Below are 22,231 nucleotides of genomic sequence, written 5' to 3'. Positions count from 1 at the left end.
GCGCGAGAGTACGTGCTACCCCGTACTCTCGCGCCAGGGCACCGGTTCCGATACCTCCTGCCAGGTATCGCCTTACTACTTTGAGTTTGAGCTTCGCGTCGTGCTTCGCCATGAAAAAACCCCAAGGGTCGGATCTATGTCCAACTCTTGGGGTTCAGTTCACTTCGGGTGCCCTTTTTCATTGTCGCGGGTGATCGCTGTTCGTTGATACACGGGCCGACGTCCGGCGTGATCAGCGGCCGAAAAATCCACGTAGCCGTTCGACGGCTTCTTCGAGCTTTGCATAAGCCGTCGCATACGACAGACGGATATAGGCGTGCGGCGCGTGCGATCCGAAATCCATCCCCGGCACCAGCACGACACCCGCGTCGTGCAGCATTGCGCTGGTGAGCGCAGCGCTGTTGCCTGCAGCCGGATGGGCAACGTGCGTGCAGTCGGCGTACACATAGAACGCGCCGTCCGGCATCACGGGCACCGAAAAGCCGAGCGACCCGAGCGCGGGTGCGATGAAGTCGCGACGCCGCTTGAATTCGAGGCGGCGACCTTCGTAGATCGCGATTGTGTCCGGTTCGAAGCAGGCGAGGGCGGCATGCTGCGCCAGCGCCGACGCGCAGATGAACAGGTTCTGCGCGAGCTTCTCGAATGCACCGACCATCGCGGGTGGCACGACAAGCCAGCCCAGCCGCCAGCCGGTCATGTTGAAGTACTTCGAGAAGCTGTTGACCGTGATGACATCGTCACCGAACGACAGTGCGGACACGGGCGGCGCGTCGTAGCTCAAGCCCTGATAGATTTCATCGACGATCGTAAAGCCGCCGCGCGCGCGGACCGCATTCACGATCCGCTTCAGTTCCGCCGGTTCGATCGACGTACCAGTGGGATTTGACGGCGACGCGAGCAGCACGCCACGCGTGCGATCGTTCCACAGGCGTTCGACGTCGGCGGCGGTCAGCTGGAAGCGCTCTGCCGGACCACTCGGCACGAGCACCGCCTTGCCTTCGGCCGCAGCGACGAAGTGCCGGTTGCATGGATAGGACGGATCGGGCATCAGCACTTCGTCATCGCGATCGACGAGCGCCGCGCACGCAAGCAGCAACGCCGCCGATGCGCCCGCCGTGACCACGATGCGCGCCGGATCGACAGTGATGCCGTACATCTGCTGATAGTGCCCGGCGATTGCCTCGCGCAATGCGGGCAAACCGAGTGCATTCGTGTATTGCGTCACACCGCGGCGCAACGCGCTCGTCGCCGCCTCGATGACCGGTTCCGGCGCGGTGAAATCGGGTTCGCCGATTCCCATGTGAATGATGTCGCGCCCCTGGCGCTCCAGCAGCGCGGCCTCTTTGGCCAGTTCCATCACGTAAAACGGCTGGATGGCATCGACGCGGGCGGCAAGCCGCACCAGCGGTTCAGTCACGGTGTTCATGCGGATACTTCCAGTTTCTCAAGGGCGTGACCGGCCAGAACAGGTGCGCCGCGTGTTGCGCGAAGTGGCACCCATTCCGGTCGCGCCGGATCAGTGCTTGCGGGCGGCCTGTGTTTCAGCGGCGCGCAGTTGTAGCGACAGTTTGTCCAGTACGCCATTCACGTACTTGTAGCCGTCTGCACCGCCGAACGTCTTGGCCAGTTCCACGGCTTCGTTGATCACGACACGGTACGGAATGTCGATGTGATTCTTCAGTTCGAATGCAGCGACCAGCAGCACCGCGCGTTCAACCGGCGAGAGCTGGTCGATCGGACGGTCGAGGCACGGCATCAGGTCGATCGACAGCGCTTCCGAGTCGCGGATCACGCCGTGCAGCAGCGCGTCCAGATGCTCGTGATCGGCCTTGTCGTAGCCTTGTGCGCCACGCAGCTGCGCATCGATTTCACCCGTGGGCGAGCCCGAGAGCAGCCACTGATACAGACCCTGCGTGGCCAGTTCGCGGGAACGTCGGCGAGCGCTCTTCATGCCCGTTCCTCTTCGTCTTCCTCGTCTTCATCTTCGTCGTCATCGCCGCCGAGCTGTTCGAGCGCGACCGAGAGATTCGCCATTTCGACGGCGACGCGTGCCGCATCACGACCCTTTTCGGTCATGCGCGCGACGGCCTGTTCGTCAGTCTCGGTGGTGAGGACAGCGTTCGCGACGGGGATGCCGAAGTCGAGGCCGATACGCGTGATGCCGGCGCCGCTTTCGTTCGACACGAGTTCGAAGTGATATGTCTCGCCGCGCACGACAGCGCCAACCGCGATCAGTGCGTCGAACTGGCCGCTTTCCGCGAGTTTTTGCAGCGCGAGCGGGATTTCCAGCGCGCCCGGCACGGTGACGAGCAGTACGTCTTCACCCGTGACGCCGAGGCGTTCGAGTTCTTCGATGCAGGCGTCAGCGAGGCCGTTGCAGACGGGTTCGTTGAAGCGCGACTGCACGATGCCGACGCGCAGGCCGTCACCGTCGAGATTCGGTTGATATTGTCCGATTTCCATTTGAGGTCCGTAGTGTTTGGGATGAGCGCGTGTGAGCGATGAGTATCCGGGTGATCAGGCTTGCGGTACCGATGAGCCAGGCGGGCAGGGTGCGGCCAGGGCGCCCGGCATCGGCACGAAGCACGTGACTTCGAGGCCATACCCCGACATCGTGCCCAGCTTGCGCGGATTCGACAGCACCTGCATCTTGCCGACACCCAGTTCGCGCAGAATCTGCGCGCCAACGCCGTACGTCTTGAAGTCGACAGGACGGCGCTTGAGTGCTTCGGCACGTTCTTTCGAGTCGAAGGCCTTGAAGACGTCGATCAGGTGATCTTTCGAATCGCCACAGTTGAGTAGCACCACCACGCCAAGATCGCGCTCGGCGATTGCCTTCATGGCCGCATCAAGCGTCCACGAATGGGTGGATGCGCCTACTTCCAGCAGGTCCAGCACCGACAGCGGCTCGTGAACGCGCACCGGCGTGTCGCGATCCGGCGTGGGCGTACCGCGCACCAGCGCAATGTGCGGCGAACCGCTCGGCTGGTCGAGATACATCACCGCGCGGAACGGGCCGTGCGCCGTTTGCATCGTGCGTTCGCAGATGCGCTCGACAATCGATTCGGTGCGGCTGCGGTAATGGATCAGATCGGCAATCGTGCCGATCTTCAGGTTGTGTTCCTGCGCGAACTCGATGAGGTCAGGCAGGCGCGCCATCGTGCCGTCGTCCTTGATGATTTCGCAGATCACAGCGGCCGGTGTCAGGCCGGCAAGCGCCGTGAAATCACAACCCGCTTCCGTGTGACCGGCGCGAACCAGCACGCCACCGGGCTGCGCCATGATCGGGAACACGTGGCCGGGCTGCACGATGTGCTCGGCGCGCGCGTCATGCGCGACGGCCGTTGCGATCGTGCGTGCGCGGTCGGCGGCGGAAATGCCGGTGGTGACGCCTTCGGCGGCCTCGATGCTGACCGTGAATGCCGTGCCGTACTGCGTGCCGTTGCGATACGTCATCAGCGGCAGGTTGAGCTGCTTGCAGCGGTCTTGCGTGAGCGTCAGACAGATCAGCCCACGGCCATAGCGGGCCATGAAATTGATCGCTTCCGGCGTGATGAATTCAGCGGCGATTACGAGGTCGCCCTCGTTTTCGCGGTCTTCTTCGTCGACGAGAATCACCATCCGGCCGGCCTTCAGTTCGGCGATGATCTCAAGAGTGGAGGCGAGCGTCATGTTGGCGAGAATGTCAGGAAAGCGCGTATTTTACGCCACGCGCGCCCCCGCGTCGCTTCGGCCAGACGGCATAGGCCATTTGGCGGGGTTTACCTTATGTGGGTGGTCGCGTTTGGGCTATCTGGCCCCGCGCGCCGGCGGTCTTCGTGCCGATCCAGTCGTGCATCCTGCGTGCCGGTCAGGGCTTCGCCGTAAGCGCCGGCCAGGCGGCGATCACGCGGCAAAAGGGGTGGCAAAAGGGGCCGCAAACGGCGGCGCTACACCTGGTCATCAGGCCGACTGGCGGTGGTTCGCACCTCGCCCTATGCTTGACGCAAGAAATGGCTACGCCGTCACGCGGGCTTGCTGATGCTAACGGCGCCGGGCCGGTTGAGGACCTGGCCGGGTTCACGCCAGTTGGGTTCGAGGCCCATGAATCTGTCGAAGAAGGCGATCGCGAGGCTGGGCTCCTCGACGATGTTTTCGCGGAAGGATTGCCACACGTCGCGCTGAGAGAGTGCGTCGGCCGGCTGAACTTCCAGTGCGCACTCTTCGCGCATGACATGTTTGAGCGTGCCGATGCAGAACCAGGTGAGCAGGTAGCCGACCGGCCACCAGCCTGCGATATCGTCCGCAGCAGGCTGCGGGTGCGGCGAAGAGTCAGCAGTCACGTGTACGGCCTTGTCGCGCAACAGGTCGCGCAACAACACGCCGAACGCGAACTGGAAGTAGTCGGGCGCATTGGTATTGCGGTAGCTGGCGTTGCGCGCGACCACGTCGAGCCATGCGAAAAACGCGGTGGTGAACTGGCGGTCGTCGATCTCGACGCGCACGCTGTGCCGCTCGCGATATTCGTCGCAGCATTGCTGCAGGAGCTGGCGGCAGAGCGTCAGTTTCTGCACGTGTTCCCACGTGCCTGATTTTCTCGTGTGAATGCTGCTGAGCGGCGGCTGGCCCATCAAGGCTCCCTTGCACGCATGCAAAGACTGCACACGCGGATTTCAGCAAAGATGCGTGACAACATGTTCGATTTCGTCGCTCAACGCCCCCAGCGCGTCGCGTTCCTTGAGTGCCCGGCGGAAAGCGGCTTCGCGGGCACCCACCACGTCGGCGAAAAATCGCACGACGGCGTCCGGTTCGGTGACGAGCCCGGTGGGGCAAATGTCCTTCGCGAGCGCAGCCATCGACAGCATCAGGAACACGTATGCGTTGGGCTCGGTCACCAGCCACCATGGCGCGCTGGCATCGGGCAGGACATCGAAGCGCGTGCTGCGGATCGGCTGCTGATCGATCAGCGACAGTACAAGTTGTGCGCTCACGCGGCACAGCGCGGCACGCGATATCGTGGTGTCCGCAGCGGGTCGGGCGAGGTGCGTGCCCGGCGCCGGGAGCGATTCGTTCATGCGCTCGAAGGCGCTGCTGATCCGGTGCTCGAAAATGAGTACGTCGGCGGCGCCGCACTGCATGATCATGCGTTTGGCCGCTGCGTAGTACGCCGTCGAAAACTTGCGCAACGTTTTCGCCTGATTGCCGGACTGATCGAGATAGCGCGTCAGCGGCTCAAGTGGAACAGGTGATTTCCAGTGATCCTGGAGCGGCGGCACCGCGTGACCCGCGAATGACTCGGCCGTTTCGATCAGGCCATCCGCGAGTTGTGCGACGGTTTCCAGCGAGAGATGCGAGGGCGCTCCCGGCGATTGTCTGGCAGGCGAGCGCGTGGTGACCGGCCGGTCGCTCCTGATCGGCCCGGGCACATTGCGCGCCGCATAACGAAGCTGACGCGCACAGTCTCTCAGTGCGAGCCCCAGTTGGCTGATGTCGCGGCCTAGGTGCTGCGGCAAGGGCGATTTCGACTCCATGGGCGTCTCTGGGTTGCAACATTTGAAGTTAAGATAGCACAAGTGTTCAGTCGCAAGACTGACTTTATTCATCATAGGAGCCGAGCTTGCCGAAAGCGAGTGTTGCCCCCGAGCCGATCGAAAGCGACGAACAAAATCCCGCCCGGCGACTGCGTCTGCGCGCGGCGTGGATGTACTTCGTCGAGGAGATGACGCAGAACGAAATCGCCCAGAAACTCGGCATCGGACGCGTGACGGTCGTGCGTTTGCTGGCCGCCGCGCGTGAGCGCAATGAGGTGAAGATTTCGATCGGCGATCGTCTGGCCGAATGCGTCGAGGCCGAGCGTCTGCTCGAGAAGCGCTTCGGTGTCGATGAAGTCATCGTCGTGCCGCTGTCGTCGCGTGGCGCGGACGCGACCGGCCCTGTCAGCGCGGCGACCGGCGCTTACGTGTCGTCGCTCGTGCGCAGCAATATGCGTATCGGGGTGGGCTGGGGCCGTACGCTTGTCAGCTCGCTCGCGTTCATGAACGAGCGCGCGGTGGACGACGTGTCGGTCGTGTCGCTGCTGGGCGGCATCATGAAGGCGCGCAAGTTCAATCCGGCGGAATTCGCGTGGCGCTTCGCTTCGCTGTATCAGGCGGACTGCTATCTGATGACTGCGCCGCTCGTTGTCGACAGCGCGGCCACGCGGCAGACATTGATCGAACGCTGCGGACTCGGCGATATTTTCGAACTCGCGAAGTCGCTGGACGCGGTCGTGCTCGGCGCCTCGGGTACCGGCCCGGATGCCACGGCGCATCTGTCGAAGTTCATCAGCAACGCGGACCGCGCGTCGGTGATCAAGGCGGGCGCGGTGGGCGACCTGCTGTTTAACTTCTTCGACGCGGACGGCAAGCTGGTCGACCATCCGATCAACGAGCGCGTCATGTCGGTGCCGCTCGACATCATCAAGAAAGTACCGGTGCGCGTGCTGGCAGCGGGCGGTGCGAGCAAGGTGCAGGCGCTGGCTGGTGCGTTGAAGCTGCTCAGGCCGACGGCGCTCATCACCGATGAGTACACGGCAAAAGATGTCCTCAAGCTTGCTGGTGCTGCCAGGACGCTGTAGTTCGATGATCTGACGGTCCGGCCTTGCCGGTCAGCATCGCTGGCATGAAGTGGCGAAGCGGGTCGTGCGGTGGCCGTTGCTCACCGCAGCAACTTCCGGGCCAGACCGGATGTCCCCCTTGGGCGCAACGTTGCGCCTGCACGCCGCGTTCCGTGTTCCGCGTTCCGCCTTCGCAAACCCCAGCCGCAATCCGCGCGTGAAGGATAAGTCCTGCCTTCACCCGCACCCGCGCCTCACCTCGCAACCTGCCTCACTTCCGCCTTCCAGCTCGCTGCGGTACTACAACCTCCCTCGTTTCCCGCCGCACTTTCCTGATCACCCAGGGGTAAGTCCCACCCCCAAAAACCGCGTTTTACCCAAACCCGACCTTGTCTCTTTCTTGAACATACTGCTATTCTGAAATACATAAGTTCTGTCCCGGCAACACCAGGCGAAAGTCCTCGAACACTTCCCGCGCGTTCCGCGCGCAGCATTTGTGGAGACATGCTCATGCACAACATCACCCCTTGCGGCCTCGCCGCCGACCTTGAAAAGCGCGCCGCGTCTGGCCGTCCGATCCGCATCGGTCTCATTGGCAGCGGGGAGATGGGCACGGACATCGTCACGCAGGTGCGGCAGATGCACGGCCTCGAAATCGGCGCGATTGCGGAACTGCGCACCGAGGCGGCGTGCGCGGCGGTCAAGGTCGCGAACGGCGTCGATGAGGGTTACCGCGTAGTCGACACGCAAAGCGCGATGACCCAGGCGATCGAAGCCGGCCACATCGCGATCACGCAGGACGTCAACGCGGTGTGCACGAGCGAGCAGATCGACGTCGTGATCGACGCGACCGGCAAGCCGGCGGTCGGCGCGCAGATCGGCCTCGTCGCGATGGAGCACGGCAAGCATCTGGTGATGATGAACGTCGAGGCTGACGTGACCATCGGCGCTTTCCTGCGTCGCGAGGCGGAACGACTCGGCGTCGTGTATTCGCTCGGCGCGGGCGATGAACCGAGTTCGACGATCGAGCTGATCCAGTTCGTCAGCGCGCTCGGCTATCCGATCGTCGCTGCCGGCAAGGGCAAGAACAATCCGCTCAACATCGAAGCCACGCCGGACGCCTACATGGACGAAGCGCGTCGCCGCAACATGAACCCGCGCATGCTCGTGGAGTTCGTCGACGGCTCGAAGACGGCGGTCGAGATGGCGGCGATCGGTAACGCGACCGGTCTCACGCCGGACGTGCCCGGCATGCACGGGCCGTCCGCGACGCTCGACCAGTTGCACAAGGTGCTGTGTCCGGTGGAGGACGGCGGCATCCTGTCGCGCAAGGGCGTGGTCGACTACACGATTGGCAAGGGCGTCGCGCCGGGCGTGTTTGTGGTCGCCGAAATGGCGCATCCGCGTCTGCGGGAACGCATGGAAGATCTGCGGCTGGGCGAAGGCCCGTACTACACGTTCTATCGCCCGTATCACCTGACGAGTCTCGAAGTGCCGCTGACGTGCGCGCGCGTCGTGCTGTACGGCCGCGCTGATATGGAGCCGCTGCCGGTGCCGGTCGTCGAGGTCTGCGCGGTCGCGAAGAAAAACCTGCAGCCGGGCGAACGGCTCGACGCGATCGGCGAATACACGTATCGGGCATGGGCGATGTCGGTGGGCGACGCGCGTGCGCAGGACGCCGTGCCGTGCGGACTGATCGAGAACGGCCGCGTCACGCAGCCGATCCGTCGCGGCGAGTTGCTGACGTATCGCAACTGCGCGGTCGATGCCGCGTCGCCGATCGTCGCCTTGCGTCGTCGTCAGGACGAGATGGTGTTCGGCAAAGCCGCGGCGGCTGCCTGACCTTCGACCATCCAGCAACCATCTTGCATGGGACCAGAGTAAGACGCTAAAGCGTCAACTCTGGTCGACAGGAGAGAGACATGAATGAGGTCGCAGAGTCGCCCGCCCGAACGTCTGCCGCGATGCCGCCGGTACTTCGCCATTACAGCCCCGAAGCGTTGCGCGAGGCGTTGCGCAAGATGATTCTCGTGCGCCGTTTCGAAGAGAGCGCCGAGCAGGCGTATATGCGTGGACTGATCCACGGCACGATGCATCTGTCGATCGGCCAGGAAGCGAGCGCGATCGGCGCGACGCTGCCGCTCACGGACGCCGATTACATTACGTCGACGCATCGGGGCCACGGGCACTGCATTGGGAAGGGCGCCGATCCGAAGCGGATGTTCGCCGAGTTCTTCGGCAAGGAAACCGGCTATTGCCGCGGACGTGGAGGCTCGATGCACATCGCCGACGTGAAGCGCGGCAACCTGGGCGCGAACGGGATCGTTGGCGGCGGCATGCCGATCGCGGTGGGCGCTGCGCTGTCGGTCAAAAAGCAGCACAAGGATTCGGTCGTCATGTGCTTCTTCGGCGATGGCGCAAACAACGAAGGCGCGTTCCACGAGTCGCTGAACTTCGCGTCGATCTGGAAGCTGCCGGTGATTTTTGTCTGCGAGAACAATAAGTACGGCATGTCGATGTCGGTTGAACGCTCGACGGCAGTGCCGCACATCGCGCAACGCGCGCTTGCGTACGACATCCCGGGCGTCACCGTCGACGGCAACAGCTTTGTCGACGTACTTGAAGCGAGTGAAGAAGCCGTCTCACGCGCCCGCAGGGGTGAGGGACCGACGCTGCTCGAATGTGAAACGTACCGGCTGCGCGGGCATTCGAAGAGCGACCGCAATCGCTATCGCACCCGCGAGGAAATCGACGCATGGAGCGAACGCGATCCGATCGTGCGTTTCCAGCAGGCGTTGCTGCAATTCGGTTTGCTTGACGACGCTGCGTTCGCCGCAATCCGCGATGAAGTCGAAGCGCAGATCCAGGAAGGCCTCGACTTCGCGCAGGACAGTCCGTCGCCGGTGCTTTCCGGGTTGACCCGCTACGTGTATTCCGAAGCGAACACACACGCCAGCGGGAGCCAGCAATGACAGTCGAAGTGCGTGAACTCACGTATGCGCAGGCGATCCAGGAAGGCATGGCGATCGCGATGGAGCGCGACGAGCGCGTGTTCCTGATGGGCGAAGACATCGGCGTGTACGGCGGCGCGTTTCAGGTGACGGGCGATCTGTACCAGCGCTTCGGCGCTGACCGCGTGATGGACACGCCGATCTCGGAACTCGGCGGCGCGGGCATCGCGGTCGGCGCGGCGATGACGGGATCGCGTCCGATCTACGAATTCCAGTTCTCCGACTTCGCGACGCTCGCGATGGAGCAGATCGTCAATCAGGCCGCGAAGATGCGCTTCATGCTGGGCGGCGAGGTGTCGGTGCCGCTGGTGATGCGTTTTCCGGCGGGGTCGGGAACGGGCGCGGCCGCGCAGCACAGCCAGAGTCTCGAAGCGTGGTTTGCTCACGTGCCGGGTTTGAAGGTGATCCAGCCGAGCACGCCGCATGACGCAAAAGGTCTGCTGCTCGCCGCGCTGGAAGATCCGGACCCGGTGATGATCTTCGAGCACAAGCTGCTCTATAAAAGCAAGGGGCCGGTGCCTGCGGGCTACTACACCGAGCCGATCGGTAAGGCCGCGATCCGGCGCGCGGGTCAGGATGTCACGATCGTCGCGACATCGATGATGGCGATCCGCTCGCTCGAAGCCGCGGCGACGCTCGAACAGGAAGGCATCGATGCAGAAGTGATCGATCTGCGCAGCGTGCGTCCGATCGATCGCGACGCGATCATCACGAGCATCAGAAAGACATCGCGACTGATCTGCGTGTACGAAGGCGTGCAGCAACTGGGCATCGGCGCGGAGGTCGCGTCGATTGCGTGCGAGAGCGAAGCCTTCGACTATCTCGATGCGCCGGTGATCCGGCTGGGCGGCGCGGATTGTCCGTTGCCGTATAACCCCGAACTGGAAAAAGCCGCGGTGCCTCAGGTCGACGACATCGTCGCAGCGGCGCGGCGCGCGGTTGCCGGGAGGAACTGACATGCCGACCGAAGTGATCCTGCCGCGCGTCGACATGGACATGACCGAGGGAATGATCGCGGCGTGGCACGTGAACGAAGGCGACGAGGTGCGCGAAGGCACGCTGATCTTCGAGATCGAGACCAGCAAGGCCACGATGGAAATCGACGCGCCCGCCAGCGGCATCATCCGCCAGATCACGGCGCCGGTCGGCAAGACGGTGCCGGTCGGCACGGCGGTCGCGTGGATCTATGCGAGCGGGGAAGCGCTTCAGGAGCATGCCGAAACCGGCGGCGCGCCGGACGCCTCTCCTTCAGTAGCGGGCGACGCAAAGGTGGCGTTGTCGCCGCAGACGCACGAAGTCACGGCAAGCCTCGACACCAGACCGATCGACGATACGACCTCCAGCGACGATCAGCCCTTGCGCGCGACGCCAGCCGCACGACGCGTCGCGCGCGAACGCGGGCTGCAACTTGTCGCCATAACGGGCTCCGGTCCCCATGGAAGAATCGGCGCCCAGGATGTGCTGCGCGCTGACACGCAAAGAGCACTTGCCGACACCAACGGACCAAAGACGTCGACGTCGCAACCGCTCCACACGCTCTGGCTGCGCAACGACACAAGCGGGGCACCGCTCGTGCTGCTGCACGGGTTCGCCGCGGAATTGAACAGCTGGCGTCCGTTCAGTCGTAACTTGAGCGTCGTCGTCGATCAAAGCCTCGGCATGCTGGCCGTAGACCTGCCAGCGCACGGTAAGTCGTCTGACGAAGCCGCCGGCTCGCTCGGCGCGATCACGACAGCGATCGAACAGACGCTTCTCGCAGCAGGCGTGGGCGATTGCCACATCGTCGGCCATTCGTTTGGCGGCGCGATCGCGCTGGCGGTAGCTGCATCTGGATCGCGGGTGCGCGTAAGATCGCTGACGCTGCTCGCGCCGGCAGGCTTCGGGCCGGAATGCAACGGCGCGTTCATCCGCGGCGTGACGCAGTCGACGCAGCGTGCGAGTCTCGCGGCGTGGCTCAAGCAGCTGTTCGCGGATCCTTCGCTGATGGACGACGCATTCGTCGCAACGGCTCAACAGCAACTGGAAAGCGCCGATGTCCGCGAGCGCCTTGCAACACTGGCCAACGTGTTCTTCCCCGACGGCACGCAGAGCCTCGACCTGCGTCGCGCGTTGGAGAGCGTGAGCGTGCCGGTGCGCGTGGTGTGGGGACTGCAGGACCGCATCCTGCCCGCTTCGCATGCCGAAGGATTGCCGGGACGTGTTGCGGTGCATCGCTTCGCAAAAGCAGGTCATCTGCCGCAGGTCGAAGCACGGGATGACGTCGCGCGAATCGTGGCTGGGAATATCGCGAGTGCATCGATGGAAAGCGTCACGCGCCGTGGCGCGGTAGGATGACGCAGCGTTAATTCGTTGTGCCCGCAACCCGTGCTCCGTACGTCAGATATTGGGATGCATGAGCGGCAAAGGGAGCAAGACGCCGAACTCGCGTTTTCCCCGATGTAAATGAAAATGAACAATTGTAGTATTAAAAGTACAAGATGTTCATTCAAAAATGGATGTAGAGAGCCGGCCGGCAAACGGCACGCCGCAGCAGTCAGGCGGCGAAAAGGCTCCAGTAGAAATCAGGAGACGACGATGGACTATGTGCGCGGTGCCTTGCTCGCCTTAGCCGTATTCTGGGCGTTGCAACTTGTGGGTTCGTTGTATCAGATGCGCCGCTATCGCGACGCCGTGAAGGATGCGGCGGGCCGCTGGCATAGTGGCTTCCTCGGCGTAGGCTCCTGCAAGGTCAAGCTCGGACGCGGCGCGGTTGCCATCGTCGTGCTGTCGGCCGATCTGCGTGTCTGCCAGTTCCTCAGCATGTCCGGCCTCACGGTCTTCACGCGCTTCCGCCCGCACCCCGGCTTCGAAGAACTCTCGATGGATGAGTTCGTCGAGCGCCTGCATCGGGCGAAGCTGCGCGGCAGCATCGTGAAGGCCGCCATCGATGCGCTCGAGCGCGCGCGCCGCGCCGCCGATTCACCTCCCGAGCGCGTGTCACAGGCGGCCGAAGCGCCTGCCTGATTCCCGGTTTTCCTGCTCTATCGCTTCTCCGTTCTGTCCGGTTCCGCGCGGTGACCGCCGTGTGGAGCTTCTTGCGATCGTTTCGGTCTATCTGGGAGATTCGCCATGTTCATGCTTGATTGGCTCACGCATCTCGCTGAAGGATTTATCGGCATCTTCAATGCCGGCGGCAAAACGTTTGTTGGCTTCGTCACAGGCATTCTGCCTACGCTGATCGTGCTGTTGACGGCGGTGTACACGATCATCGCGCTCGTTGGCGAACATCGGGTTCAAGGGCTCGCACGGTTCTTCTCGAAGAACGTCATTACGCGCTACACGCTGCTGCCGCTGCTCGCGATGTTCTTCCTGACCAACCCGATGGCTTACACCTTCGGCGTTTTTCTCGAAGAGAAGCACAAGCCCGCGTTCTACGACTCGGCTGTATCGCTGTGCCATCCGATCACGGGTCTCTTTCCTCACTGCAATCCAGGTGAACTGTTTGTCTGGCTCGGCGTGGCGGCCGGTATCGCGAAACTCGCGGAAAGTAACGCCGCGCCGTTTTCGATTCCAAAGCTCGCGTTGTTCTATCTGATCGTCGGTCTGTTCGTGAATCTGTTGAAGGGGATTCTCACTGAGGCGCTGACCCAGATGCTGGCCCGTCGGGAAAACGTCAAGCTGTGATGCATTGCCGTCCTGTGCAACCCACCACCGCATCATCGAGACAGAGGGGCATCTGAAATGGACACACGAGCATATAGAACCGTCCGGGTCGAGCGTGGACCCAACGGCTGGGGCGGACCGCTCCTGATTCGACCGACGCCGGAGCGCAACAAGATCGTCGCCGTCACGGGCGGCAACATTCCCGAACTGGCGAAGCTGCTTGCTGAGAGGACCGGCGGCGTTCTCGTCGATGGCTTTCGCAATCCGCCGCCCGAGTCGGAAATGGCCGCAGTGGTGATCGATTGCGGCGGCACTGCACGCTGTGGCGTCTATCCGCGCAAAAAAATTCCGACGATCAATCTGACGTCCGTCGGGCAATCGGGACCGCTCGCGCAGTTCATCACCGAAGACACGTATGTATCCGGCGTCACGCCGGAACAACTGTCGACGGTCGACGAAGGTGATCCGGCGGCTTCGTCAGCGGGTCTGACGCGCGCGACGTCGCCGTTCGCTGCGCCTGTGGGTGGGGTAGCCGTTCTGGAAGCGCAGGAACCGATGCCAGAGTCGCGCGGCGTTATCGGGCTGATTACGTCGATTGGCCGTGGCATGGGTGGTGTCGTCAACGTGCTGTTCAACAGCGGCCGCAAGGCGATCGATACGGTCATTCGCAACGTGCTGCCGTTCATGGCGTTCGTGACGATGCTGATCGGCATCATCAATTCGACCGGTATCGGCACGGGCCTCGCGCATCTGCTGTCGCCGCTGGCCGGCAATATCATTGGCCTGATCGTGCTGGCCGCTATCTGTGGGCTGCCGTTTCTGTCGCCGGTTCTTGGCCCGGGCGCGGTCATCGCGCAGGTGATCGGCGCGGCCATCATCGGGCCGGCGATCGGCAACGGCACCATTCCGCCGCAGATGGCGCTGCCCGCGCTCTTCGCGTACGACACGCAGGTGGGTTGCGACTTCGTGCCGGTCGGGATGGCGCTCGGTGAAGCAAGGCCAGAGACGATCCGCATCGGCGTGCCGGCCGTGCTGATCAGCCGGCAGATCATGGGCCCGATCTCGGTGCTGATCGCGTGGGTCGCGAGTTTTGCTCTCTAACTGATGTCCGGGAACGAAAGAGAAAGATGATGCATTACTACAGGACTGTGATTTCAGAGGTGGGTCCGGAAGTCGGCGATCTGCTCGAAGGCGGCGTGCTGATTCTGTATGCGCACGGCGCGCCGCCGGAACTCGCCGAGGTGTCGGTGCTGCATCGTGTCGAAGCCGCACACGAGCGGGCGCCGCAGGTGGGTTCGCAATTGCGTATCGGCGAAGTCAGTGCGTTCGTGACCGCGGTTGGGCCGACGGCGTGGCACAAGGTGAGTGAGCTGGGCCACGTCGTGATCAACTTCAACGGGTCGCCTGCGGCTGAGCGGCCCGGCGAAATCTGTGCGCAACCGGTCGATGTGGCCGAACTGCTCGCCTGCATCCGCAGTGGCGCAGTGATTGAAATCGCGGATCTGTGACACGTCGCGGCGAACTGTGTGTCGTTCGCCGCGATGCGTGAGATACGTTTAGATGAGAAGGTCTTGCCATGCTAGAAACCGCAATCGTTGTGAAAGTGAACGAAGGTCTGCACGCGCGTCCGGCGACGCAGTTCGCCAAACTCGCGAAGGAGTTTTCCTGTTCGCTGCAGATTTTCCGTGGCACGACGAGCGCGGATGCAAAGAGCGCGGTGAAGCTGATGCTGCTCGGCATCAAGCAGGACGACCAGATCCTGCTGCGTGCGGACGGCTCGGATGAAAGCGTGGCGGTGAACCGGTTGCTGGCGTTTCTGTCCGAACCATCGGCCGGTGTTCAGTCCGCGAAGCAGGAAGGCAACGGTCACGCTGCGACCGGGGTGAATGGCCCGCGTGACCAGACGTCAGAAGATGCCGCGCCCGCTGCTGCGCAGCGCGTTCGTGGCGTGCCGGCGAGTGAGGGCCTGGCATGCGGCGAAGCCTTCGTGTATCTGCCCGAAGAACTCCGCGCCACGCGGCAGTTCATCGAGCCACACGAAGTCGCAACCGAACTGACGCGCTTTAGCGTTGCGTTCACGGAATCGATCGCTGCGCTCGACCGGCAGTTCAAGACGATGGGCCGTCACGAGGACATCGTCGAAGCGCTGTCCGACGTTGCTCAGAGCGACGAGTTTTCCGGCGCGGTGAAACAGCGCATTGGGTCCGGTTGGGACGCGGCAGCGGCCACGTTGCAGGTCGGCGAGGAACTCGCGGCGTCGTTCCTCGCGATGGAGGACGAATACCTGCGCAGCCGCGCCGACGATATCCACGGCATCACGCGCCAGGTCGCATTGCGTCTGCTCGGCATGGAAGACGTGAGCCTGTCCTGTCTGACGAAGCCGTGCGTCGTGCTTGCGGCGGAACTGACGGCGCTCGACTTTGCGCGCGCCCATGTCGCGAATATCGTCGGGCTCGTCTGCACGAAAGGCAGCGCGACATCGCATCTCGCGATCATGGCGCGCTCGCATGGCATTCCGGCTGTGCTCGGTCTGCCGGTCGACGAGGCGCAGTTGCGCAGCGCGACGCGCGTCGCGCTCGACGGCGCGCAAGGGCAGGTGTGGTTCGATCCGTCCGCGGGGGTGGAAGCAGAGTTTGCGACGCGCATCGCAGAGGAGAAAAGCCGGCACGCAGCATTGAGCGTGTATCGCAATGTCGAACCGGTCACGCGCGATGGTCGCCATGTGGACATTGCGGCGAACCTTGGCTCGCTTGCCGAGATCGACGCCGCGCTCGAAGCGGGCGCGATGGGCGTCGGCCTGTTTCGCACGGAACTGCTCTTCATGGACCGGCGCACGACGCCGGACGAGGACGAGCAGGCCGCGATCTACACGCGTCTTGCGCGAGCGTTTCATCCGCGGCCGGTCGTGATCCGCACGCTCGATGTGGGCGGCGACAAGCCGGTGCCGGGCATCGTCTTTCCGGAGGAAGGCAACCCGTTCCTCGGCTGGCGCGGCGTACGGATGTGTCTGGACCGTCCCGACGTGTTCATGCCGCAGTTGCGCGCGTTACTGCGGGCCGCGACGGCGGGCAACGTGCAGGTGATGATTCCGATGATCGATGACGTCGACGAGGTGCGTCGCGTGAAGGCGCTGATCGCCACGTGCGCGGAAGAACTGACGCGCGAAGGTGTCGCGTGGGCGCATCCGAAGCTCGGCATCATGGTCGAGACGCCCGCCGCGGCGCTGACCGCCGATCTGCTCGCGCAGGAAGTGGACTTCTTTTCGATCGGCACGAACGATCTGACGCAGTACGTGATGGCCGTCGATCGTATGAATCCGGATCTGGCGTCGTTGTATCGCACGGATCATCCGGCGGTGCTGCGGGCGATCGGCATGGTGTGCGAGGCGGCGAAGAAGGCGGGGATCAGCGTGGCGGTGTGCGGTGAAGCAGCCGCGCGGCCGGAGATGATTCCGCTCTTCGTCGGCCTTGGGGTGAGCGAGTTGAGCATGAGCCCGTCGTCGGTGTTGCGGGCGAAGAAGATCGTTTGCGAGCTTTGATGTCGTGCGGGTAAGGCTGTGAGGCCGTGAGGCGGCCTGTTCCGTCACGGCATTCGAGGTCGAGAATGGGGAGGCGCGCGGCCCAATTGGTGCGGAGCACCGCGATATTGCACCAACCCGGTTCCTGACGCGGCGCCATTTCCCCTGTCAGTGCTGTCTGCACGCCATGGCATAACAATTGCACGCCCCACGCTGGGGTCAATGACGGCCTCTTCTTATCGACCATTTTGCTGGCTGCTCATATCGGCAGCCATCAGGGACAACGGCGTCCCGAAACGTGATTCGCGCTGAACGAGCATTCGGTTAGCGTGAACGCGTTTCGGGGCGCTTTTTTTTGCGCTGGCGATCGGCCGGTGCGCGCGGTCCGTTCACCGGTTTCCGGGTCCGGGTCTTCTAACGCCTCTCACCATGAAACAGCAGACACATTCACGCTCCGGAGACGTCTCCGGGCAGCTCATCGGAGAGCTCATCAACCTGTCTGGCCGGCAGCGGATGCTCTCGCAGCGCATTGTGCTGCATGTGCTGCTTGCTTCGCATGGCGACGACGCCGCGCTCGCGGTGGTCAAGGATTGCCTGAGCACGTTTGCGACCACGCACGCTGATCTGGTGAGCGGCAACGGTCATCTGCCCGGTGTGTTTTCGGAGGCGCTGCGTCAGGTCTATTTCGGCACGCGTCAGGCGGACGAACGCATTCAGCGATTCATTGCATGCGCGAATCACGCCGTGTCGTGTCTTGAATCAGGCACGACCGGGGACCGCGAAGCCATCGACGCCCTCGTTGCCCAGGCCACGCCGCTGCTCGAACTGTTGCAGGCCATCACGCTCGCCTATCAGCACGAGATGCGCGGCATCGAGCTGGCGGCGCACAGACGTCAGACGGAGATTGCCGAGCAGCTCGGCAACATCTCCATGCAGGCCAATATTGTCGCGCTCAACGCGCGCATCGCCGCTGCGCGCGCGGGACAATTCGGACGGGAGTTCGCGGTCATCACCACCGTGCTCGCCGACATCATCAAGGAAATGGATCAGCTGATCTATAGCGTGGTCGATACATCTGGCGACAGCGAGACGTCGCGTCGACGCGGCGCGCTTCAGCAGGATCCGGTCGCAACGCCCGGATGATCCGGCGAATCATTGAAGGTTGAACCGTGCACAAACGAATTTCTGCTTTTATCCGGACCTGTCTGACTGGCGAACTGCGCGGCGAACTGCGCGGCGGAGAGGGCGACGAGGATGTGGCTCACTTCGCGGACAGCGGCGAAGGTACGCTGCGATATACCGCGGACCCGCGTCCGGCCCATCTGCGCGGCCGAAGAAGGCGCACGCAATCACGGCATCACAGACGCGGCCTGTATGGAAGAAGCACGACGCCCGGTTAGTTCAGCGGCCTGGTGCGGGGCGAGTTGTCGGCGGCGGGCGCGTCGACCGGTTCTCACCGATCAATCGCGATCGGGAGCGCCCAGCGGAAACAACGTGCGGTACGGCCGTGCTTCATCCACCGCCCGGGCAAACGATGGCCGTTCCAAGAGCCGTCGACGGTAGGCCGCCACGTTGGGATGGGCATTGCCGATGGGATGTGTCCAGTCTGCATAGAACAGAAAGGGCGCGGCACCACAATCGGCAAGACTGAAGTGCTCGCCGGCCGCCCATTCGCGGTGCGACATCACCTTGTCGAGCCAGGCATAAGCTGTGTCGAGCATGTCCCGTGCTTCCCGCACGCCATAGGGATCACGGGCATCATCGGGTCGGAGCGAGTCAGACACGATCCTTTGCTGGGGCGCCGAGACATAGTTGTCGAAGAAGCGGTCCATCGTTCGAACCTCGAGTGCGGCACGCGGGTCGTCGGGAATCAGGCGCACTGGGCCGGGCGCGCACAGGCCGACGTATTCGATGATGCAACTGGCTTCGATGATGGTGCGTTCGCCATCCACGAGCACCGGAAAGCGCTTCATGGGCCAGCGTTCAGATAGTTCGCGAAACGCCGGGCTGTCCGGACCGGTGAGTATCTGCGGTTCGAATGGGACGGCATTTTCGTACAGGGCGACCAGTGCTTTCTGGCAATAGGACGAAAACGGGTGATAGTAGAGTTTCAGCGCCATGAAAAGTCACCCTGGATAGCGATATACGGCCGCATTCAGCGGTCCACTTACTCCTCGACGAACCAAACCGGCCCTGCGAAAAATTGATTATTGCAACGGCTGATGTCCATCCTGCGAAGTCGACAGCATCCGCTCCACATACCGCGCGATCAGATCGATCTCCAGGTTGACCTTCGAACCCGCGCGCAGGTTTTTGAGCGTCGTCATTTCGACGGTATGCGGGATCAGGTTGATCGAGAATTCGCAGCCGTCGTCGGTGTCCTTGACCGAGTTGACCGTCAGGCTCACACCGTTGACGGTAATCGATCCCTTGAACGCCAGATAGCGGCCGATATCGCGCGGCGCGAGCACGCGCAGTTCGTGCGATTCGCCGACCGGCGCAAAATGCGTGACCGTGCCGAGCCCATCGACGTGGCCCGATACGATATGGCCGCCAAGCCGGTCATGCGCACGCAGCGCTTTCTCCAGATTGACTTCGCCAGGCTCACCAAGACCCGCGGTGCAGTTCAGGCTCTCACGCGACACATCGACTTCGAACGAATGCGCGGTCTTCGCGACGACCGTCATACATGCGCCCTGGACGGTGATGCTGTCGCCGAGCTGCACGTCGTCGAGATCGAGCGCCCCCGCTTCGACATTCAGTCGCACGCCCGCATCGCCATCGTTGCCGAGTGGCTTGACTGATTCAATGCGGCCCACTGCCGCGACGATTCCGGTAAACATCGTGCTGGTTCCTTTGCTGTGTTCAGTGCGAAACGTCAGGCGCTTCTGGCGTTTCAGACGTTTCAGGTGGCGGAGCGAATCGCGCGAGAATCCGCAGATCGTCGCCGATGCGCTCGACGCTGTGAAAGACAAGTTGTGTCCGGCCCGCGAGCGAGCCCGGCGCGACGAGATTGAACATGCTCATCGAATCCATGCCGAGCAGGCTCGGTGCAAGATAGACGAGCAGTTCATCGACACAGCCTTCGCGCAGCAGTGAGCCGTTCAGCTTGTAGCCCGCCTCGACATGCAACTCGTTGACGCCACGTTCGCCGAGCGCCTTCAGCATCGCGGGCAGGTCGACCTTGCCGTTCGCGTTCGCCATCTGCACGATCTCGGCGCCGCGTGCGCGCAGCGCTTCGGCGCGTTCGGTGTGACGCTCGTCGAGATTGCCGCAGAAGACCAGCGTCGGCGGGCCGACGAGTATCTGCGCTTCCGGTGGCACCTCGAGCTGGCTGTCGATCAGCACGCGGAGCGGCTGACGCGGCGTGTCGACGGCGCGCACGGTCATGCGCGGGTTGTCTTCCTTGACGGTGCCGATGCCCGTGAGAATCGCCGACGCGCGGGCACGCCACGCATGGCCATCGGCGCGCGCAGCTTCACCCGTGATCCACTGGCTTTCGCCGGAAGGCAAACCCGTGCGTCCATCGAGCGACGCCGCCACCTTCATCCGGACCCACGGCCGGCCGCGCGTCATGCGCGACACGAAGCCGATGTTCAGTTCGCGCGCTTCCTGTTCAAGCAGGCCGCAGCGCACTTCGATACCGGCATCGCGCAGCATCGTGAGGCCGCGCCCGGACACCTGCGGATTCGGGTCTTCCATCGCGGCGATCACGCGCTCGACCTGCGCATCGATCAGGGCACTCGCGCACGGCGGCGTGCGGCCGAAGTGGCTGCAGGGTTCGAGCGTCACATAGGCCGTGGCGCCCCTCAGATCGTGACCGCGTGAGCGGGCATCTTTCAACGCGCGGATTTCGGCGTGATCCTGACCGGCGGGCTGCGTATAGCCTTCACCGATCACCTCGCCGTTCTTGACGAGTACGCAGCCGACGCGCGGATTCGGGTCGGTCGTGTACATCCCGCGCCTTGCCAGCGCGAGTGCACGTTCCATATGGACGAAATCGGTTTGCGAGAACATCGGCGGTTTGTCGTGTGTTGTGCTGGAACGGGACCGGGTTCAGGCAGCAAGCGCAGCAAAAGCGCGGCGCGCGGCGGCGATGGTTTCATCGATGATCGCATCGTCGTGCACGATCGACACGAAGCCCGCTTCATACGCCGACGGCGCGAAGTACACGCCCGCGTCGAGCATCTTGTGGAAGAACGCATTGAAGCGCGGCACGTCGCTCTTCGTGACTTCGGCGAAGCTCGCGGGAATCGCATCGGTGAAGTACAGGCCGAACATGCCGCCGAGCGAATCCGCTGCGAACGGCACCTTCGTTTCGCGGGCCGCGTCGGCGAGACCTCCGGCGAGGCGCGAAGTCTGCGCGCTGAGCTTCTCGTAGAAGCCCGGCGCCTGGATCAGTTGCAGCGTCTTCAGGCCCGCGGCAACCGCGATCGGATTACCCGACAGCGTGCCTGCCTGATACACGCCGCCGAGCGGCGCGAGGTGGGCCATGATGTCGCGGCGTCCGCCGAAAGCGGCCGCCGGCATGCCGCCGCCGATCACCTTGCCGAGACACGTGAGGTCCGGCGTGATGCCGTAGACCTCTTGCGCGCCACCGAGCGCCACGCGGAACCCGCACATCACTTCGTCGAAAATCAGCACGGCGCCGTATTCGGTACAGAGACGACGCAGCGCGGTCAGGAATTCGGGCGTCGCGCGCACGAGGTTCATGTTGCCCGCGACCGGCTCGACGATCACCGAAGCGATCTCGTTACCGAACGCCTTGAACGCCTCTTCGAGTTCAGCGACGTTGTTGTATTCGAGCACCGTGGTGTGCTTCGCGATATCGGCCGGCACGCCTGCCGACGTCGGATTGCCGAACGTCAGGAGACCCGAGCCGGCTTTCACGAGCAGGCTGTCCGCGTGGCCGTGATAGCAGCCTTCGAACTTGACGATGCGGCTGCGGTTCGTGAAGCCGCGCGCGAGGCGCAGCGCGCTCATCGTCGCTTCGGTGCCGCTCGACACCATGCGGACCTGTTCGATCGACGGCACCAGCTTGCAGATTTCTTCGGCGATTTCGATTTCGGATTCGGTGGGCGCGCCGAACGAAAAACCCTTTGCCAGCACGCGCTGCACGGCTTCGAGCACTTCAGGATGCACGTGACCGAGAATCATCGGTCCCCAGGAGCCGATGTAGTCGATGTAGCGCTGACCGTCAGCGTCCCAGAAGTACGCGCCTGCTGCGCGCTCGATGAAACGCGGCGTGCCGCCAACCGAGCGAAACGCGCGCACGGGCGAATTGACGCCGCCCGGGATGGTGCGCTGGGCGCGTTCGAAGAGCGTCTCGTTTCGGGAAGGGCTGGCGGTGCTGGATGCGCTGGACATGAACTTTGGACCCGCTGAAAGTGATCTGCCTGATCGTGAAGCACGGACGCGCGGTGCGGAAACGGCGACTTGCCCGCTCCGTGCTGGCGTCGCGGCGGCTGGATGGTTATGAAATTGTAC

The 22,231-nt window shown here is 63.4% G+C and carries 21 protein-coding genes; 11 read left to right on the top strand and 10 right to left on the bottom strand.

The window, feature by feature from the left end:
* Window positions 1-232: 232 nt before the first annotated feature.
* From P3T16_RS23425 to P3T16_RS23400, 6 genes are all read right to left on the bottom strand, one after another.
* Window positions 233-1,426, bottom strand: coding sequence for a pyridoxal phosphate-dependent aminotransferase (locus P3T16_RS23425; protein ID WP_429344054.1), 1,194 nt, complete (start codon window positions 1,424-1,426; stop codon window positions 233-235).
* A gap of 90 nt (window positions 1,427-1,516) precedes the next feature.
* A complete protein-coding gene (nusB, locus tag P3T16_RS23420) occupies window positions 1,517-1,951 on the bottom strand; it encodes a transcription antitermination factor NusB (protein WP_429254546.1) in 435 nt (144 codons plus the stop codon).
* Window positions 1,948-2,463, bottom strand: coding sequence for a 6,7-dimethyl-8-ribityllumazine synthase (gene ribH / locus P3T16_RS23415; protein ID WP_429254545.1), 516 nt, complete (start codon window positions 2,461-2,463; stop codon window positions 1,948-1,950). Before ribH ends, nusB begins: the two co-directional genes overlap by 4 nt.
* A 54-nt stretch (window positions 2,464-2,517) precedes the next feature.
* On the bottom strand, window positions 2,518-3,672 hold the full coding sequence (ribBA, locus tag P3T16_RS23410; RefSeq protein WP_429344053.1) for a bifunctional 3,4-dihydroxy-2-butanone-4-phosphate synthase/GTP cyclohydrolase II: 1,155 nt from the start codon (window positions 3,670-3,672) through the stop codon (window positions 2,518-2,520).
* Window positions 3,673-4,004: 332 nt separating this feature from the next.
* Window positions 4,005-4,610, bottom strand: a complete 606-nt coding sequence (locus P3T16_RS23405) for a hypothetical protein (protein WP_429344052.1) — start codon at window positions 4,608-4,610, stop codon at window positions 4,005-4,007.
* Between the two features lie 42 nt (window positions 4,611-4,652).
* Window positions 4,653-5,510 (bottom strand): hypothetical protein, encoded by an 858-nt coding sequence (locus P3T16_RS23400; RefSeq protein WP_429344051.1) that lies wholly within the window; start codon window positions 5,508-5,510, stop codon window positions 4,653-4,655.
* A gap of 86 nt (window positions 5,511-5,596) precedes the next feature.
* On the opposite strand from P3T16_RS23400, the gene P3T16_RS23395 reads away from it, so the two are divergent.
* From P3T16_RS23395 to P3T16_RS23345, 11 genes are all read left to right on the top strand, one after another.
* Window positions 5,597-6,595: a sugar-binding transcriptional regulator gene (locus P3T16_RS23395; RefSeq protein WP_429344050.1), complete on the top strand. Its 999-nt coding sequence runs from the start codon at window positions 5,597-5,599 to the stop codon at window positions 6,593-6,595.
* 489 nt (window positions 6,596-7,084) lie between these two features.
* Window positions 7,085-8,416: an NAD(P)H-dependent oxidoreductase gene (locus tag P3T16_RS23390; RefSeq protein ID WP_429344049.1), complete on the top strand. Its 1,332-nt coding sequence runs from the start codon at window positions 7,085-7,087 to the stop codon at window positions 8,414-8,416.
* A gap of 80 nt (window positions 8,417-8,496) precedes the next feature.
* Window positions 8,497-9,546 carry a thiamine pyrophosphate-dependent dehydrogenase E1 component subunit alpha gene (locus P3T16_RS23385; protein WP_429344048.1) on the top strand — a complete coding sequence of 350 codons (1,050 nt, stop codon included), beginning with the start codon at window positions 8,497-8,499 and terminating at the stop codon, window positions 9,544-9,546.
* Complete coding sequence (locus tag P3T16_RS23380; RefSeq protein ID WP_429344047.1) at window positions 9,543-10,541, top strand: alpha-ketoacid dehydrogenase subunit beta; 999 nt, start codon at window positions 9,543-9,545, stop codon at window positions 10,539-10,541. Before P3T16_RS23385 ends, P3T16_RS23380 begins: the two co-directional genes overlap by 4 nt.
* Window position 10,542: 1 nt before the next feature.
* Complete coding sequence (locus P3T16_RS23375) at window positions 10,543-11,919, top strand: acetoin dehydrogenase dihydrolipoyllysine-residue acetyltransferase subunit (protein ID WP_429344046.1); 1,377 nt, start codon at window positions 10,543-10,545, stop codon at window positions 11,917-11,919.
* A 240-nt stretch (window positions 11,920-12,159) separates the two neighbouring features.
* Window positions 12,160-12,588 carry a transcriptional regulator GutM gene (locus P3T16_RS23370; protein WP_429344045.1) on the top strand — a complete coding sequence of 143 codons (429 nt, stop codon included), beginning with the start codon at window positions 12,160-12,162 and terminating at the stop codon, window positions 12,586-12,588.
* 105 nt (window positions 12,589-12,693) lie between these two features.
* Complete coding sequence (srlA, locus tag P3T16_RS23365; RefSeq protein WP_429344044.1) at window positions 12,694-13,248, top strand: PTS glucitol/sorbitol transporter subunit IIC; 555 nt, start codon at window positions 12,694-12,696, stop codon at window positions 13,246-13,248.
* A 57-nt stretch (window positions 13,249-13,305) separates the two neighbouring features.
* Window positions 13,306-14,328, top strand: coding sequence for a PTS glucitol/sorbitol transporter subunit IIB (gene srlE, locus P3T16_RS23360; RefSeq protein WP_429344043.1), 1,023 nt, complete (start codon window positions 13,306-13,308; stop codon window positions 14,326-14,328).
* Window positions 14,329-14,354: 26 nt separating this feature from the next.
* A complete protein-coding gene (locus P3T16_RS23355) occupies window positions 14,355-14,735 on the top strand; it encodes a PTS glucitol/sorbitol transporter subunit IIA (protein ID WP_429344042.1) in 381 nt (126 codons plus the stop codon).
* Window positions 14,736-14,803: 68 nt separating this feature from the next.
* Entirely contained in the window at window positions 14,804-16,765 is a 1,962-nt protein-coding gene (ptsP, locus tag P3T16_RS23350) for a phosphoenolpyruvate--protein phosphotransferase (protein WP_429344041.1), read from the top strand.
* A 408-nt stretch (window positions 16,766-17,173) separates the two neighbouring features.
* A complete protein-coding gene (locus tag P3T16_RS23345) occupies window positions 17,174-17,887 on the top strand; it encodes a type IV pili methyl-accepting chemotaxis transducer N-terminal domain-containing protein (RefSeq protein WP_429344040.1) in 714 nt (237 codons plus the stop codon).
* Between the two features lie 317 nt (window positions 17,888-18,204).
* On the opposite strand, the gene P3T16_RS23340 is transcribed toward P3T16_RS23345, so the two are convergent.
* From P3T16_RS23340 to hemL, 4 genes are all read right to left on the bottom strand, one after another.
* Window positions 18,205-18,864 carry a glutathione S-transferase family protein gene (locus tag P3T16_RS23340; protein ID WP_429344039.1) on the bottom strand — a complete coding sequence of 220 codons (660 nt, stop codon included), beginning with the start codon at window positions 18,862-18,864 and terminating at the stop codon, window positions 18,205-18,207.
* Window positions 18,865-18,951: 87 nt separating this feature from the next.
* Window positions 18,952-19,587 carry a riboflavin synthase gene (locus P3T16_RS23335; RefSeq protein WP_429344038.1) on the bottom strand — a complete coding sequence of 212 codons (636 nt, stop codon included), beginning with the start codon at window positions 19,585-19,587 and terminating at the stop codon, window positions 18,952-18,954.
* A 22-nt stretch (window positions 19,588-19,609) separates the two neighbouring features.
* A complete protein-coding gene (gene ribD, locus P3T16_RS23330) occupies window positions 19,610-20,761 on the bottom strand; it encodes a bifunctional diaminohydroxyphosphoribosylaminopyrimidine deaminase/5-amino-6-(5-phosphoribosylamino)uracil reductase RibD (RefSeq protein WP_429344037.1) in 1,152 nt (383 codons plus the stop codon).
* 39 nt (window positions 20,762-20,800) lie between these two features.
* Entirely contained in the window at window positions 20,801-22,111 is a 1,311-nt protein-coding gene (hemL, locus tag P3T16_RS23325) for a glutamate-1-semialdehyde 2,1-aminomutase (protein WP_429344036.1), read from the bottom strand.
* Between the last annotated feature and the right edge of the window lie 120 nt (window positions 22,112-22,231).

Source organism: Paraburkholderia sp. GAS42, assembly GCF_050436565.1.
Lineage (GTDB): Bacteria > Pseudomonadota > Gammaproteobacteria > Burkholderiales > Burkholderiaceae > Paraburkholderia.
This window is presented reverse-complemented; position numbering and strand designations above follow the sequence as displayed.

What these genes read in the sequence shown, in the direction of transcription:
- P3T16_RS23380 (WP_429344047.1), top strand. Translation starts at nt 9,543, where the DNA reads ATGACAGTCGAAGTGCGTGAACTCACGTATGCGCAGGCGATCCAGGAA.
- P3T16_RS23335 (WP_429344038.1), bottom strand. Translation starts at nt 19,587, where the DNA reads ATGTTTACCGGAATCGTCGCGGCAGTGGGCCGCATTGAATCAGTCAAG.
- P3T16_RS23400 (WP_429344051.1), bottom strand. Translation starts at nt 5,510, where the DNA reads ATGGAGTCGAAATCGCCCTTGCCGCAGCACCTAGGCCGCGACATCAGC.
- ribBA (WP_429344053.1), bottom strand. Translation starts at nt 3,672, where the DNA reads ATGACGCTCGCCTCCACTCTTGAGATCATCGCCGAACTGAAGGCCGGC.
- ribH (WP_429254545.1), bottom strand. Translation starts at nt 2,463, where the DNA reads ATGGAAATCGGACAATATCAACCGAATCTCGACGGTGACGGCCTGCGC.
- srlE (WP_429344043.1), top strand. Translation starts at nt 13,306, where the DNA reads ATGGACACACGAGCATATAGAACCGTCCGGGTCGAGCGTGGACCCAAC.
- P3T16_RS23370 (WP_429344045.1), top strand. Translation starts at nt 12,160, where the DNA reads ATGGACTATGTGCGCGGTGCCTTGCTCGCCTTAGCCGTATTCTGGGCG.
- P3T16_RS23375 (WP_429344046.1), top strand. Translation starts at nt 10,543, where the DNA reads ATGCCGACCGAAGTGATCCTGCCGCGCGTCGACATGGACATGACCGAG.
- P3T16_RS23385 (WP_429344048.1), top strand. Translation starts at nt 8,497, where the DNA reads ATGAATGAGGTCGCAGAGTCGCCCGCCCGAACGTCTGCCGCGATGCCG.
- P3T16_RS23425 (WP_429344054.1), bottom strand. Translation starts at nt 1,426, where the DNA reads ATGAACACCGTGACTGAACCGCTGGTGCGGCTTGCCGCCCGCGTCGAT.
- P3T16_RS23390 (WP_429344049.1), top strand. Translation starts at nt 7,085, where the DNA reads ATGCACAACATCACCCCTTGCGGCCTCGCCGCCGACCTTGAAAAGCGC.
- srlA (WP_429344044.1), top strand. Translation starts at nt 12,694, where the DNA reads ATGTTCATGCTTGATTGGCTCACGCATCTCGCTGAAGGATTTATCGGC.
- P3T16_RS23345 (WP_429344040.1), top strand. Translation starts at nt 17,174, where the DNA reads ATGAAACAGCAGACACATTCACGCTCCGGAGACGTCTCCGGGCAGCTC.
- P3T16_RS23405 (WP_429344052.1), bottom strand. Translation starts at nt 4,610, where the DNA reads ATGGGCCAGCCGCCGCTCAGCAGCATTCACACGAGAAAATCAGGCACG.
- nusB (WP_429254546.1), bottom strand. Translation starts at nt 1,951, where the DNA reads ATGAAGAGCGCTCGCCGACGTTCCCGCGAACTGGCCACGCAGGGTCTG.
- hemL (WP_429344036.1), bottom strand. Translation starts at nt 22,111, where the DNA reads ATGTCCAGCGCATCCAGCACCGCCAGCCCTTCCCGAAACGAGACGCTC.
- ptsP (WP_429344041.1), top strand. Translation starts at nt 14,804, where the DNA reads ATGCTAGAAACCGCAATCGTTGTGAAAGTGAACGAAGGTCTGCACGCG.
- P3T16_RS23355 (WP_429344042.1), top strand. Translation starts at nt 14,355, where the DNA reads ATGATGCATTACTACAGGACTGTGATTTCAGAGGTGGGTCCGGAAGTC.
- ribD (WP_429344037.1), bottom strand. Translation starts at nt 20,761, where the DNA reads ATGTTCTCGCAAACCGATTTCGTCCATATGGAACGTGCACTCGCGCTG.
- P3T16_RS23340 (WP_429344039.1), bottom strand. Translation starts at nt 18,864, where the DNA reads ATGGCGCTGAAACTCTACTATCACCCGTTTTCGTCCTATTGCCAGAAA.